At 53.7% G+C, this 14356-nt stretch carries 12 protein-coding genes; 2 read left to right on the forward strand and 10 right to left on the reverse strand.

Features of this window, described 5'->3' with window-relative positions; genetic code table 11:
- Window positions 1–288: 288 nt before the first annotated feature.
- From CDH47_RS17000 to cysQ, 5 genes are all read right to left on the reverse strand, one after another.
- Complete coding sequence (locus tag CDH47_RS17000) at window positions 289–1248, reverse strand: Wzz/FepE/Etk N-terminal domain-containing protein (protein WP_100641490.1); 960 nt, start codon at window positions 1246–1248, stop codon at window positions 289–291.
- On the reverse strand, window positions 1248–3758 hold the full coding sequence (locus CDH47_RS17005; RefSeq protein WP_100641491.1) for an SLBB domain-containing protein: 2511 nt from the start codon (window positions 3756–3758) through the stop codon (window positions 1248–1250). The genes CDH47_RS17000 and CDH47_RS17005 overlap by 1 nt, the downstream gene beginning before the upstream one ends.
- Window positions 3759–3816: 58 nt before the next feature.
- The gene (locus tag CDH47_RS17010; protein WP_100641492.1) at window positions 3817–5310 is read right to left on the reverse strand and encodes a capsule assembly Wzi family protein; all 1494 of its coding nucleotides are present in this window, start codon (window positions 5308–5310) and stop codon (window positions 3817–3819) included.
- Between the two features lie 196 nt (window positions 5311–5506).
- Window positions 5507–5995 carry a transcription/translation regulatory transformer protein RfaH gene (rfaH, locus tag CDH47_RS17015; RefSeq protein ID WP_100641493.1) on the reverse strand — a complete coding sequence of 163 codons (489 nt, stop codon included), beginning with the start codon at window positions 5993–5995 and terminating at the stop codon, window positions 5507–5509.
- A gap of 53 nt (window positions 5996–6048) precedes the next feature.
- Complete coding sequence (gene cysQ / locus CDH47_RS17020; protein WP_100641494.1) at window positions 6049–6807, reverse strand: 3'(2'),5'-bisphosphate nucleotidase CysQ; 759 nt, start codon at window positions 6805–6807, stop codon at window positions 6049–6051.
- A gap of 161 nt (window positions 6808–6968) precedes the next feature.
- Here cysQ and CDH47_RS17025 point away from each other — a divergent pair, with 161 nt between their 5' ends.
- Entirely contained in the window at window positions 6969–8330 is a 1362-nt protein-coding gene (locus tag CDH47_RS17025) for an MBL fold metallo-hydrolase (RefSeq protein WP_100641495.1), read from the forward strand.
- Entirely contained in the window at window positions 8327–10525 is a 2199-nt protein-coding gene (locus CDH47_RS17030; RefSeq protein ID WP_239985878.1) for a mechanosensitive ion channel family protein, read from the forward strand. The genes CDH47_RS17025 and CDH47_RS17030 overlap by 4 nt, the downstream gene beginning before the upstream one ends.
- A 59-nt stretch (window positions 10526–10584) precedes the next feature.
- Here CDH47_RS17030 and CDH47_RS17035 read toward each other — a convergent pair whose 3' ends face one another.
- The 5 genes from CDH47_RS17035 to CDH47_RS17635 form a co-directional block, all read right to left on the reverse strand.
- Window positions 10585–10926, reverse strand: coding sequence for a DMT family transporter (locus CDH47_RS17035; protein WP_239985884.1), 342 nt, complete (start codon window positions 10924–10926; stop codon window positions 10585–10587).
- A gap of 95 nt (window positions 10927–11021) precedes the next feature.
- Window positions 11022–12233, reverse strand: a complete 1212-nt coding sequence (locus CDH47_RS17040; RefSeq protein WP_153045495.1) for a hypothetical protein — start codon at window positions 12231–12233, stop codon at window positions 11022–11024.
- Between the two features lie 194 nt (window positions 12234–12427).
- Entirely contained in the window at window positions 12428–13036 is a 609-nt protein-coding gene (locus tag CDH47_RS17045) for an alpha-ketoglutarate-dependent dioxygenase AlkB family protein (RefSeq protein WP_100641497.1), read from the reverse strand.
- A gap of 190 nt (window positions 13037–13226) precedes the next feature.
- Window positions 13227–14156, reverse strand: coding sequence for an RpnC/YadD family protein (locus tag CDH47_RS17050; protein WP_100641498.1), 930 nt, complete (start codon window positions 14154–14156; stop codon window positions 13227–13229).
- Window positions 14157–14176: 20 nt separating this feature from the next.
- On the reverse strand, window positions 14177–14356 hold a 180-nt coding region (locus tag CDH47_RS17635; RefSeq protein ID WP_205077636.1), incomplete at its 5' end, for a hypothetical protein.

Here is a 14356-nt window from a genome sequence, read left to right on the forward strand (position 1 = left end):
AAACTTGATCTTTGGAGTTTGGCAAAGGCCTAGCTCAACAGATTACATGAGTTAATAGTGAGACGTATTCAATCGAATACCGAACTTGGAAAAGGAGTTTCTTACGCGGGAAACGCGTTTCTAACCACAATCAGCCACATTATGTGGAAAATGCTTTTACACTGTTGGAAACGGATTAGCTTGGGTTTCCAACGCTTGAAATCCGAAGACCAAACTCATTGATTACAAAAGCCCTTTAAAAACTGATAAGGGCCTCTTATCGAAGTTCTTTCGCTTAATCACTCATTTTCACGCCTTTTCTTCAGTCTTCTCCTTGCCGGATCTGATAAAAGCAATCACGAAAACAGCAAACACCCCAAGCATCCCCCCCAACATGGTGGCCACTACCGCTATAAGCGCTCTCTTGGGCTCGCTCTTTTCCTGAGGCACTACCGCCGGGTCGACCGTCTTAAAAACGTACTCACTCTGGGCGTTAGCCAGCATCACCGTGCGGGTTTCGCTTTCAATCAACTGGTAAAACACTTGCTGCATGCCGGCAATGTTGGTTTCGCCCAGTTTTTGCTCTAGGTAGGCAATGCGTGCTTCGGCCTCTTTTACATCTTGCTTCCGCATGTGTTCGTTTATGTCATTTACGAGCTTCTCAGCCCAGCTTTTAGCCTCTTGGGGTGACAGGCTCTTGATACTGAGGGTGATCATCCCGCTGTCTTTATTTTCCGAAATACTCAGTACATCTTTAAAGACTTTAACCATGTCCCAGTTTGTGGGTTCGAGAGTTTTTCCATCTTCGTCTATAAGCCATTCGCCGGTATTCGGATTGTAAAGCTCTTCATTAAATACCCATTCCCCCTGCTCCATGCTCCAGCTTTCCGCAGCCATGAGAGGCACTATTAGGTTGTGCCGGTGAATAAACTCGGTGAGAAATGCGCGGGATTGCAGCACTTCCTTCGCCATGGTCGTTTTGCTGCCCCCACCCCCGCCCAAGCTGATACCTGCCAGGCTAGCGAGGCCACCGAGCTGGCCACTAATGTTGGGGCCGCCTTCGCTCTGTGCAGGAGCCAGCAGCACGCTGGCCCGATAGATGTTGGGCTTGCTCAACGCGTAGAATACGCCGGCGGCGGCGAAGACGATGGTGAACAGGATGATTAACCACTTGCCACGCCACAGGGTGGCGAAAAGCTCGCGGAGGTCGATTTCATCATCCGGGTAGTAGGCTTGCTCAGCCACTTGGCTCACGACAGGTTGGTTCATTACAGATTCCCCACAGCCGCTGCACCAAGGGCCATCTGGTAAACAATCTGACTTACGTTGGTCCAGAGTTCCAGCTGGTTCAAGCGATCCACATCAATCGGCATGATAACGGTATCGCCGGGCTGTAGTTGCTGGCTTCGGCCACCAAACCATGCGCTTTTCTCTGGCAACATAACTGAGCCGTCGGCTTTCACAACGTACACTCGGTTTTCATCAGCTTGGCGGGTTGGGCCGCCGGAGCGTTCCAGGTAGTCGTCAACCGTTAGTCCAGCTAGGTGCAGATGGCTGGTTGGGAACTGCACTTCGCCAAATACGCTTACGGATTGTGGAATAGTGGGCACGGTTAAAGAATCGCCGTCTTGCAGGCGAATGGATTGGTAGCTGCTGTCACTCAGTACGGCCTGCAGATCAATCACCATGCGGCCCACCGGGCGGCTGTTTTGTACATCGCCCAATAGGCCTTTTACCTGTTCGACCTTTTGTGCGTTCTTGCCACCGAAGCTATCGCCTTCCAACTGAACACCCAAAAGGTCGCCCTGTAAGCGTTGCTCAGCTTCTTGTAGGCGCTGAGCTTCTAGCTGTCGGAGCTTTTCGCGGGTGAATACGGCACCTCGGGGAAAGGCGTTGCTGGTTAGGCCGCCAGCACGCTGAAGCACTGCGGTAAGGGTTTCCCCATCGCTGAAGGTGTACTCCCCGGGATATAAAACTTCGCCCTTCAGTGTAATGGTTCGGGTAGCACCAAACAGCGGTACAGTCTTAACCATTAATCGGTCACGGCTTTGCAGGGTTACATCGACCTGATCATTCATTGCATTGGCCAGGTCAATGGCTTGCAGGCGGGTTCGTTCTACGCCGTTTTCATCCAGTACGCGGCGGGCTAGCTCAGCTTCCAGCATCAGGGCAGAGTCTGTTAGCCCTCCCGCCATTACGATGGCGTCTCTTACTTTGCCTGTGGCCGGTAACGGATATTCACCGGGGTAACGCACAGGACCGCTAATGGTCATGGTTTGTTGCGGTGCTGTCGGTGTTGCCTGCGTTTTCAAACGCTTCACTACTGATTCGAACAGAGCCCTGCGGCTATAGTTCTCGGAATCTCCGTTTCCGTTGTTTTGTATAAAGTCGCCCTTGCCTTCATCGGCAAACACTAAAATCCGGTCTTTCTCCTGAAGTACCAAATCTGCTGATCCGCCACGATTAATAAGGGCATTTTTCAATTCCAGGCTCAGCACCGAAATTTGTTGCGTATCCGGATTGGTTCTGACGATGGCTGCAAAGTTGGTATCCGCCATGGGCAACAGATCGGCATCCAGATTGCGTATTACCGAGCTCACGCGCATGCCCGGAACCCAGGCAAACTTTCCGGCGCGTGTGGCGGCGCCGGTTATTTCAACATACTGGCCGGTTACATCGGCAATGGATGCGATAGTGACCCGGTCACCGGCTTTTACGCGCGCCTGTTTACCGGCTGCTTTCGTCAGGTCGGCCTCAGCAATCACGCGCAAAAACTCCTGGTTTGTGCGCTCTATGCGCGTGATTTGTGGGTATGCCTGCGCCGTCATGCCCCCGGCAAGGCTGATCAGTTCCTGCAAACTGGTTGTGCCATTAATTTCGTACATGGCGGGGCGGTACACTTCCCCGTCTATGCCCACGCGAGGCCCCACAGCCGGTATAAAAACCGCGTCTCCGGGTTGCAAGCGGGCGTCGCCACTAGTGTCGCCTTTGAGCAACAAGTCGTATAAATCCAGTGTGCTGACCACTTTGCCGTTGCGTTTGAGCTGTATGTTACGCAAGGAGCCTGTGTGGCGAATGCCGCCGGATACATACAGAGCGTTGGTGATGGTCGACAAGGAGCTGACACTGTAGGAGCCGGGTGTGCGGGTTTCGCCTAACACAAACACTCGCATACTGCGGAGTTCGCCTAGCGACACGGCGGCTTTTACGCCAATGTACTGCTCGGCCACCAGTTTGCTGATTTCATCTCTGACTTGTTGAAAGCTCAAGCCGGCTACGACAATCGGGCCGCGTTGAGGCATATCAATGGTGCCATCGCGGGAAACCATGAGTGATAGCTGGCGGTTTTCGTTACCCCAGAGTTGAACTTTCAATTCATCACCTGGGCCCAGTGTGTAGTTGGCAGGAACCGGGATTTCGGTCACTGGGGCAAAGGTGCTGGGTTTGCCTTCGAATAACTCGTAGCCAAAGGGTTTCAGGCCGTTGTTCTTTTCAGCAAACGCCTGCTCTTCTTTCGCTTGCTTGTTGTTATCTTCGCTTTCAGGTTTGCCGTTTTCAAGCGGCTGAACCACCGTCACTGGCTGGCTCGGTTTCGGGCCGTTCGTGCCTGCGCTTCCCTGAATCTGGTTTAAATCCACGCCGTACTGTCGCGCTAAGGCGTCTTGCTGTGCTTGCGGCAGAGACTTGAACTGTTCGATCTGCGGCGGCGATATAGATTGTGCAGTTGCCGCCACAGGCAAGATTAGAAGAAAGGAACAAAGTAGACTTTTCAGGTTCACAACGCGTATCCGGAATAAGGGTCAAAGATAAGATCAGAGTAGGTCGTACTATCCAAGGCTAAAATCGATAGCGCCAAGCTGCGCCGACTGACCATTGGCCAGATTGATTTTCTGCGGGGTTCACTAACTCAAGTTTTTTATCAGCATACTGGGCACTTAAATCTAGCCAGCCGTTTAAGGCTTGGGTGCCATAGGCTATTTTGGCGATGACTTGTTTCGCATTTTCTGCAGGTACCATCAATTTGATTTGCTCATCAACAACCGGCGTTTTGCTTACGCCATCTTTATTGAATTCTACAATACTCACGCTGGCAGTGAGGTTCCTACCATCATCAAAGAAGTGGAAGCCGCCGAACGTTATGGCCTCTGCATCACCACTAAAACTGCTCCCCATGGTGCGCCCCTGATAACGATAACCGCTTCTATAAATGAAGTGATCATAGGAGATGTTAGGCATGGCTGTTCCCATAAAATCATCAGCCAAGGTATTAGCGTATTCAAGGAACCACTGTTGCTCGCCATTTAGTAACTGGGTTGTCCAATCGGTACCTAGCAGCCAAGATTTGCGCGCCGGGAATGCGCTAGCTTCGTCTTCACCCATCATTTGAGCGTACACACCCAACGACTGTTTGCCGATTGCAAAACCATAGCGAGCATCTACGCTGGCAAGTTGATTCCCTGGCTCCTTGTCAAGCCCTAACTGGCCATTATCCCTGCCAATCAGCGCATTCCACAGCGTGGAACCGTTTTCAGGCCGACCTTCGCCACCGAACATAATCGCGCGGGAGAAGCCCAACTCGAACCCGTCCAATGGGCGCACATTCAGGCGCATACCAATCAGTTTAGTTTCCGGAACCTCGCGCTCTTTTTCATATTGACCTGCTAGCAGGGTGAACTGCCAGGGGCCAATCCAGCTCAGCCAGTCGCTTTCAGGTGCCGTGGCATCTTTGCGATTCAGCCATACGGAGGGCATGGGCCGTGCGTTGCTGGACAGTATCAGGCTGGATTGCCATCCAGGGCCCCACCAGCGATCAATAGCGCCAGCTCCAAACACCCAGTTGCCGGCTGTTGCTGCAAGGTAGGAGCCACCCAACCGGGCATTTTCATCGTCATCGGGGTTGTGGGCATAGGTCGGGTTCAGGCCAAACGCCCAGTTTTGTCCCTGCCACTGCAGGGTGAGTTTGGCGCCGGCTTCTGCCATGGGGCCACGCTCGAACCCTTGAACCATAGCCACTTCATTGGTACCAGATACTTCAAGTTCTGTTCTGAAACCCGGGGAGGCTTGCTGGCTGCGCTCGAATTCAATGTAGCTACGCGCCAGCCCGGTATCTGTGCCTGCCTGACTGTCTGTTTCGTTCAGGCCGTTACTTATAGAGCCCCACATTATGGGCCAACTGGTAACCGGCCGGGAAAACTGGCCTCTGTCTGCAAGCTTCTGAAGGGCATAGCGAGCCCGTGCGTCACCCGGCTCTAGCCATGGCGCTGCAGCCGTGAAATTGCTGATCAGGCACGCTACCGCCCCACCGACCAGGGCCCAGTGTTTTAAGGTCATAGATATAAATTGCCAGCAATGACGGGGATCAAGCCATGGGGTGAATGCAAGCCCCAACTGAATTCCTGTCAGTGTATGAATGTTCCGTGTAAGAAGCGTGGCGATTTTACGTCATCGAGCCAAACAAGCAAGTGACATAAAGTCGGACATCTTTTTGTTTGGGGCTGGTGGTGAAGAAGAGGAGAAGGGAAAGGGGCTACTGCGCTGAGTGCCTGAGTACGGATACGGGCACTTTTATTCGTTGTTGCTTTTGCATGAAGTTGATTAAAACAATCGCCCGCTCCTCCCCATCATAAGCCTGAAAAACCGCATTAATGCCTTCAAAGGCCCCCTCACCCAGCTGAACCGCCTCGCCGGGCTTGAGCCCACCCTGTTTTTGCACAGAATCCAGGCCGTTTTTAACCTGCTGAATTACTTCATCGGCAATGGCGGCCGGCTTGTTCGCAAAACTGACAACGCGCAGTACGCCACGGGTTGAGCGCAGTTTTGCCCATGCGGGGTCGGTTTGTTCCAGATTCACGAACAGGTAGCCGGGAAACAAAGGTTCCAGTTTTTGGGTGCGCTTGCCGGCTTTGATTTTTTCTACCTGTATTTTCGGGTAGAAACAGGCGATGTCCTGATTCTGCAGGTGCGCCAAGGCGCGATCACCTTGGGCGGGTTTATGTTGGAGTGCGTACCAGGTCATAGCGTTCCGGTGTTTTCTGTCAGGGACTTTAGGATTGCAAGCCAAACAAAGTATCAGCTTCCTGTCGCAATAAAATACGGATTTAACACATCTTCTTTGCCATACCGTAAGGGCCCGCCGTCTAGCGTGTTCACGTTACCCCCTGCGGCAAGCAACACAGCATGGGCTGCGGCTGTGTCCCATTCGCTGGTGGGGCCCATGCGGGGGTACAGGTCTGCATGGCCTTCGGCTATGCGGCAGAATTTAAGGGAACTGCCCGCCTGAAGGGTTTTGTGGGGCCCGAGTGCTCTGATAAAATCGCGGGTTTCATCGTTCATGTGGTTCTTGCTGGCGACCACGCGAACGGTGGGCTGCGCCTCGGCCACACGAATGCGGCGCACCTGCCCGGTTCGGTCGCGCCTGTGGGCGCCCTCTCCTCTTATCCCCCAAAACGCCTCTTTTAACGCAGGAGCTGCAACAACGCCCATCACCGGCACGCCGTCTTCAATCATAGCGATATTCACTGTGAACTCCCCGGTGCGCTGGGTGAATTCTTTGGTGCCATCAATGGGGTCAACCAGCCAGAACCGACGCCAGTGCTGGCGCTCTTCCCAAGGTGCCTGGGCGCCTTCTTCCGAGAGAATGGGGATGTCCCGGCTGATATTGCGCAGACCTCTTACGATGACCTCATGGCTGGCGACATCGGCCGCCGTGATGGGGGATTCGTCTTCTTTGTAACTCACTTTGAAGTCAGACTGGTAAATATGAAGCACTCGGGTGCTGGCTTCATCTGCCACTTTGATCACTTCCGGGAGTATTGAGCTGTAGTGCATTGCCGGCTTCCTGCGTCGCTGGTATTCGTGCGGTATGGGTGAATAGTAGCAAATATTGGCCACCGACCGTATCCGGGCTTTTCTGCCGTTGCACTTTCAGGCAATCTGAAAGGAAACTCTTCAGGTGTATTTCAACCTGACCAGCCAGAAGGCCTTCTGTTATGAAACTTCGCTTCCTCGGCGGCACCGGCACGGTGACCGGTTCGCGCTATCTGTTATCCGACGATAAACACCGGGTGTTGATTGACTGCGGTATGTACCAGGGGGTTAAAACCCTGCGCCGGAGAAACTGGGCAAAGTTTCCGGTGGACCCGAGCACGATTGATGCGGTGGTGCTCACCCATGCTCATATCGACCACTCAGGCTACTTGCCCGCGCTGGTGAAGCATGGCTTCAAAGGCAAGGTTTACTGCACCCAGGGCACCCACGATTTGTGCAAGGTGCTGCTTCCGGATGCGGGTTATCTGCAAGAGGAAGATGCCAAATACGCTTTCCGCAAAAAGTTCTCACGGCACGAAAATCCCGAGCCGCTTTTTACCGTGAAGGATGCCTGGGAAGCCCTGAAGCATTTTGAATCCTTTCACTACCACGAAATTTTTGAACCGGTAAAAGGTTTTGAAGTGACATTTACACCGGCCGGGCACATTCTGGGCTCCGCTTGCGTGCACGTTCGCCACAAGGCCCACGACCGCACGGTGGTGTTTAGTGGTGATGTTGGCCGGCAGGATGACCCGATCATGCGCCCGCCGGAGCCCATCAAAAAGGCCAATGTGCTGGTGTGTGAATCCACCTATGGCGACAGACTGCACGAGGAAACCGACCCGGAAACCGAGCTGGCAGAGATCATCACCCGTACCGTAGGCCGTGGTGGCTTGGTTTTGATCCCATCGTTTGCCGTGGGCCGGGCGCAGTTGTTGCTTTATGTGATTCACAAGATTATGCGAGAGGGGCGCATTCCCAAGCTGCCGGTGTTTCTCAACAGCCCCATGGCGATCAAAGCCACGGAGATTTTCTGCAAACACCACAAAGAGCACAAGCTGAGCGCCAGCCAGTGCGAGGTGATTGATAGCCACACCGAGTTCGTGCGCACGGTGGACGAATCCATCAAACTGGACTCCATACGCTACCCGTGCATCATCGTTTCTGCCAGTGGCATGGCCAGCGGTGGCCGGGTATTGCACCACCTGAAGACTCTGTTGCCCAATTATCGAAACAGTGTGGTATTCGCAGGCTTTCAGGCGCAGGGAACCCGTGGTGACAGGCTGGTGGCCGGCGTGGAATCGGTAAAAATTCACGGTGAATACTGGCCGGTAAAAGCTGAAATCCACAATATGGGCTCTCTCTCAGCCCATGGCGACTACAATGAACTCTTGCAATGGCTGGAGCAGGGGGCGCTGGAACCAGAGAAAGTGTATGTTACCCACGGCGAGATGCTGGCCAGTGACATTATGCGCAAGCGTATCAGTGAAAAATTTGGATGGGACGCCGAGGTACCGGATTTGTTTGAAGAGGTAGAGATTTGAGGTTAACCGCGCTCTTTGTTGGCTTTATCTTGCTGTTTGTTGCGGTGGGCAAGGCCCAGGCACAACCTTTTACGCTCCCAGGCATACCCGGTTTTATGGGGCAGGCGGAGAAAGAAGAAGCCTCCCCGGAAGAGCTTGAAGCCTCTATAGAAGTTACCATCCAGGCCCTGCAAGATGACGAGAGCCGCGAAGCACTGGTAGAGCAACTTAAGGTTATTCAACAAGGATTGCAGGCAGAATCGGCGGGCGCGGCAAAAAAAGCCCCCGGCGGGGAGGGTTTGCTGGGCGCCCTTGCGGTGTTTTTTGATGAAGCGGCGGGCGCTGGCAGCACTGCGGAAACGCCTCTTTCCATCTGGAAGACCCATTTTCGCAATGCTTACAATGCTGCCAAAAAGTTACTGACCGGCGCCTCTTATCGCGTTCTGGCAGAAATCAGCGCCGGCCTTATTGCGTGGATAGCGGCACTATGGGGCTTAACGCGCTTGGGTCGCATGTTTTTTTCATGGCGCGAATGGCCGCTACAAATGCCAAGGCAGCCAAGGCCCTGGATGCTGATTGCCCACTTCCTGCGGCGCATACTACCATGGCTGATCACCTTTACCGCGCTGCTTGCCGGGCTGCCCACATTTGGCATGTCGGAAAACGCCCAAACCACCATTCTTATTCTGGCCTATGCCGGCTTGAGCGCCCGTGGGTTGACGTCGCTTTTTGATGTGATGATTTCCATTTTCTCCAGCGGTCATCGCCTTACCGCGGTGATGATTCTGCGCCGGCGAATGCTCTTGCCACTGTTTATCATCGGCGTGCTGTTCGCTCTTGAGGATGCTCTTAGTACATCCGAACTGACCGACCAGCTCGGCACGGAGCTGGCCAGCGCCCTGGCTTTGGTTTTCAGTGTTATCGCCGCGCTGCTTAGTTTTTTCCTGATTTTAAGGAACCGGCGCCCGGTCACCCACCTGATTCGAAACCGACCCTATACGCAACGCAAAGACCAAGGTGTAGGGCGTGAAGTCACTGCCCTGCTGGCACGGCTTTGGCACATCCCCATGCTCGTGGCCATCAGCGCCTCAGTGGTCGCGGTGTTTGTGAACGGCGGGGAAGCGGATGCGGCCCTAGGCAAGGCCATGATCTGCGCGCTGTTGCTTGCGCTGACGCTTGCCCTGCAAGGGCTGATAGGCATTCAGGAAAACAGGCCCCAGCACCAGGCCCTGAGCACGTTCAGCCGCAGGCTGGTGCGCTTTGGCTACAACTTGATTCAGGCGGCTGCTTGGCTGTTGTTTTTTGAACTGATTCTGCAAATCTGGGGCTTGTCCTTGTTCAGCCTTGGAGGAAAGCCTTCCGTGAGCACGGGGCTGGCAAGGAGCTTGCTTGGTGTGACGTTTATTTTGCTGGTGGCAAAGCTCACCTGGATATTTATAGACGAACTGCTGGAAAGAGCCATGCGCGGCGGGGACCGCAATAAACGCATTAACCCGGCCAGAGCCCAAACCATTCTGCCCATTGCCCGGAACACCCTGCTGATCACCATTCTGGTTATCGCTACCTTGGTGAGCCTTTCCACCTTGGGCGTTGACGTAACCCCCCTTCTGGCAGGTGCCGGTATTATCGGCCTGGCGGTGGGTTTTGGTGCGCAAACACTGGTTCAGGATTTGATCACTGGCCTGTTTATTGTGGTTGAAGACTCCATGTCGGTCGGAGACTTCGTACAGATCAACGGCTTCATGGGCACCGTTGAAGGCTTCAACCTGCGCACCGTGCGCTTGCGGGATCTAGAAGGCGTAGTGCATCACATCACCTTCAGCAAAATAAGCTCCATTCACAATATGTCCCGGCAGTTCGGCATCGCCCTGCTCAAAATCCGCATTCCACGGGAATTGCCGATTGATGATGCGATACTGCTAATGACAGAAACCGCCGAAGAACTGCGCACCCTGCCGGATATGCGCTGGCTGATCTGGTCGCCCCTTGAAATGCAGGGCATACATGCGTTTGAGGAAGGCTGCCCGGTGCTGCGGATGCGCATGCGTACCAAGCCGGAATACCAGTGGGATGTATCCAGGGCGTTTAATTTGCTGCTGAAGCGCAAGATGGAGGAGCGGTATATTGATGTGGCTGCGCCAAGGATTAGTGTGAGTATGGAGGGGGAAGGTGGGAGTCGGTCGGCGTATATCGACAAGCAAGCCTCGACCGAGTAAGGCCTGCTTAACCCGAGGGCTTTATGGCTTTGTGAGTGCCCGCCATGCATGGGTTATGTTTAAGCACTCACCACCTGAAGCCCAATGACGGACAACACCAGGCTGCTCAGAAAAAACATTCGCCAAAATGTAACCGGCTCCTGAAACAATATAATACCGGCCACAACCGTGCCGATAGCCCCTATTGCACCCCAAACTGCGTAAGCCGTACCCACAGGAATGGCCTTCTCGCCACCCATGGCTTTGAATAACAGATACATGCTGATGGCCACGCACACTGCAAACGAGGCCAACCAAAACCCCATTTGCTTACCTGTTGTCTGCTGCGCCTTCCCTAAGCTGATCGCAAACCCGGTTTCGAAAAGCCCGCCGATTATCAGTAAGATCCAATTAATACTCATGAGCAATCTTGTGCCTGTCCATGATCAGTTTCTCTGAGCCTTGGATGATAGCAAAAGTTAGGCAGTGGGATCAGTCACCCACTGCCAAGAGCGGCCTACTTGGCCGCTGAAAGCGCCTGAAGGCCGGCGTGATACGCCTGCAAGGAGTCGTTTACGGCTTCCTTGGAGAAGCCCATCTGTGCCTCAATCTGAACCCTGCCATCCGGGGTTTGCGAGACGTCGTGTGAAGCAATGCCAAGCGTTCTTTCAAGTACCGTTACGCGCCTGTTATCCTCCAGGTTAATGACATTGATCTTGCGAGTGCCTGCTTCCTGCACAACGGCATAAGGCCCCTCCGGGGTTTGCATCCAGTCGATACGCCAGAAATAATGGCCGCGATTACGGGTGCCATCCGGGCGATAGAGGCTTTCATAGGAATCAAACGAACTGCATTTATTTACAAAGTCATTTTGCCGCTTGCAGTTCTTGGCAACCGATACATCTTTGTCGTCGGTGCTGATGTCCAGCTTAACAAGCTTTCCGGTTTTCGCATTCAGCAGCATATAACCGTCTGCCTCAGACAAACCGACCGTTTCGCCGAGAGAACCCACTATGCTGGTCAGGCCTGCCAGACCTTGCTTTTCTTCCTCGTTCTTTTCGATGAGCAGGTAACCGGTGGAACCAAAGTCGCCCTTCTGCAGCGAGGCTACATGGTAATTATCTGGCACCATTATAGTGCTTACCCGCTGCCCTGGCGTGTAATGGAACACCGATGCATCGCGGGTAACAAGCACACCCGTGGACGAGGGAACCACATTCTGCCCGGCAAGTTTTTTCCCGGTTACAGAGGTAAATGCCACACCGCCGGAATCGCGGGTAGCCGTGCCCAAGGTTACAGGTTCGGCATTGCCGGTGCTGGAGAGGTACTTGAATACAAGCTCATCACGACCACTTTTGAGGGCGTAAACAATGTCGCCGGCCAAGGCATTCGCAGAAAAGCCGGTAATCTCACCCTCAGGGTCAAGATAAGGTGAGCCACCAATCATCAGGCCATCTCGCACTCGAAGAATCTCGACTGGGCCGCCATCACCTTTTACGGCCGCAACCTGCTCTGCCAGCTCCTGCTCGCTAATCAAACTCACCGGCTCGGGCGCTGGCGCCTGTTGGGCCACCTGCTGTTGTGTGCCCGCTTTCATTCGTGCGATAAACGCCTGCTGCATCTCCAGCGCCATTGCTTGCTGTTCTGGCGTCATGGGCGGCTGCGAACTCGCACAACCTCCTAACAATCCCAAAGATACAGCAACCACCACTCCTCTGACCTTGCCCATACTTCCTCCCTAAATATCGGCTTTTAATTAGCCTTATTCTCATGAACGTTAATCAAACCGGAAGGATTATATACAAGCGCCAGAAGTATGACCTTTAAATGATGTCAAATGTGAGCCAGTTCGGTCTGTTAGGTAGTGCCTGTCGTGTTAGGTAGTGCCTGTCCATGATCGGTGTAGGTGGTGCCTGTCCATGGTCAGCTTGCCACAATCGTCCGAAATGTCAGGTTGATCCGCGGCGAACGCACCGTCTTCATGGTCGGGAGGGCATGCTGCCAGAAGCTTTGGGTAACCCCCTTCATTACCAGCAGGCTGCCGTGCTCCAGCATTACCTTTACCTGCTCTTTACTCTGCTTGTGCCGGAAAGCAAAGCGCCGGGGCGCCCCAAAACTCAGTGAGGCAATGGCACCTTGCTTTTTTAGATCGCCCTCAGCATCACTGTGCCAGCCCATCGCCTCTTCGCCGCTGTGATAAAGGTTCAGCAAACAGGTGTTATAGCGTTCTCCACTGCATCGCTCGGCCAGCTCTTTCAGATCTGCCAATACCGGAACCCACGGCTGCGCCTGCTTGGTTGCCCTTGAATAAGTATAGGCAAACGGCCGATTTCCATACCAGGCCACCTTACGGCGCGTGATCACTGGCCTACCGAACATCACCAGCTCATCGTGAGCCCAGGCGATTTCCACCAGCAAGCGCTCAAAAAAGCGATCCGCCTGACTTTGCCCGATTACCACGCCGTGATACCGGACATCGCCATCACGTGGCAGGAGGTTTTCTTGTGGCGCGATGTGATCAAAGAGATCCATAGGGCTTTCCGGTACTGACTGGTGCCCGCTTACGCTTCTTTCATGATGCGGACAGCACGTTCGTCCATGCAGCTGCGGACAAACGTATTCATTTCACGCTGGTGGCTCGTAGTCGGTGCCGGCAATCGCAACAGGGTTTGCACTTCCAGCAAGGTGAAGTGGATGCCATTTAATACTAACTAAGCTCCGCTCAATCCCTCAGAGCGAGCAACGCTTCCAGCGTGTCTTCCGACAGAATTGCGGTTACCCAGATCTCCAACTGTTCGTTAGTAGCTGAAGATATGCGCTCATCCGCCCAAAGCGGGATCGGGCCAAATTTGAGCTGAATCTGCTTTCTCAACATTCCTTCCATGCCTTCATGCAGGCCTTTTTCCATACCCTTTTCCATGCCCTCGGCTCGTAACCGGTCACTTAAGTTTGCCATGGTGCTGCTCTCCTTCGGGTATTTCTGCTGATACAGTTCCATTTCATTATCATCCAAGGCTGTGTAGATGTCGATGAAGTCCAGATACTTCAACTGCTTCTCAGGGTCCGGCTCCAAAGTGCTCAAACCCCGCACCGCACGGGCATAGACCTCCAGTTTTTGATCTTGCCGCCAGCTCATCAGGCTCAGGCAAAGCCTGGCGATGAGATTGTTACTGTGCCAGTAGTCCTCTGCTCTGAGCTCCTGCAACGCGCAGCGTATGTAGTTAAAGCTCAAGTATTGATAACGCTCACTGCCGAGCACGAGTTCGCGCGGTTCCTTGCCAGTGGTTTTCAGGAAAATAACCACCGGCACCACTCTGTCTGTGCTGCACAGCTCCGCAAGATCCAGGCAGTAGTGCGCCAGGCGGTGGATAGAGAAGCGTCTTGGGTCAGACTCCTCTTCCAGCACAAACAGCAGCGCTTCTCTTCGCCCATCTGGCCACTCAGCCAGCAATGGCACATCCAGTTCCCGAAACCGGTTACCCAGCCTTTCTTTGAGCTGCTCCTGCCTCAAAGGAACAATACGAACTTCGGAGGTGATGGCCTCCGATTCCTGCGGACTAAACAGCTGGATGGCTTGCACCGGGTAATCCAGGATCAAGTTTTTGAAATTCTGGTCATGACTGATTGGTGGGCTTGCCGAATCCTTTGGCATACTGGCTCTCCTTGCTCGCTTTACCTTAAGCCATTCTCAACGAAAGCCTTTGCAGAAATCAAGAAAAAGCTGGATATATATGGCTCTTCACTTATTATGGTGGGTAACCCTTTATTTTCCTGCCGCTTTTGGTCACTGTTGTCGCATCCGATTAACTCAATGGATGGGGACCAACGTTGGATCAATGTACCCTCTACGAA

Origin of the sequence: Marinobacter salexigens, assembly GCF_002806945.1 — a bacterium.
GTDB classification, from domain to species: Bacteria; Pseudomonadota; Gammaproteobacteria; order Pseudomonadales; family Oleiphilaceae; genus Marinobacter; species Marinobacter salexigens.

Bases quoted from the DNA above. Each gene is read 5' to 3' on its own strand.
- CDH47_RS17000 (WP_100641490.1), bottom strand. From the start codon at position 1,248: ATGAACCAACCTGTCGTGAGCCAAGTGGCTGAGCAAGCCTACTACCCG.
- CDH47_RS17010 (WP_100641492.1), bottom strand. From the start codon at position 5,310: ATGACCTTAAAACACTGGGCCCTGGTCGGTGGGGCGGTAGCGTGCCTG.
- rfaH (WP_100641493.1), bottom strand. From the start codon at position 5,995: ATGACCTGGTACGCACTCCAACATAAACCCGCCCAAGGTGATCGCGCC.
- cysQ (WP_100641494.1), bottom strand. From the start codon at position 6,807: ATGCACTACAGCTCAATACTCCCGGAAGTGATCAAAGTGGCAGATGAA.
- CDH47_RS17025 (WP_100641495.1), top strand. From the start codon at position 6,969: ATGAAACTTCGCTTCCTCGGCGGCACCGGCACGGTGACCGGTTCGCGC.
- CDH47_RS17035 (WP_239985884.1), bottom strand. From the start codon at position 10,926: ATGAGTATTAATTGGATCTTACTGATAATCGGCGGGCTTTTCGAAACC.
- CDH47_RS17040 (WP_153045495.1), bottom strand. From the start codon at position 12,233: ATGGGCAAGGTCAGAGGAGTGGTGGTTGCTGTATCTTTGGGATTGTTA.
- CDH47_RS17045 (WP_100641497.1), bottom strand. From the start codon at position 13,036: ATGGATCTCTTTGATCACATCGCGCCACAAGAAAACCTCCTGCCACGT.
- CDH47_RS17050 (WP_100641498.1), bottom strand. From the start codon at position 14,156: ATGCCAAAGGATTCGGCAAGCCCACCAATCAGTCATGACCAGAATTTC.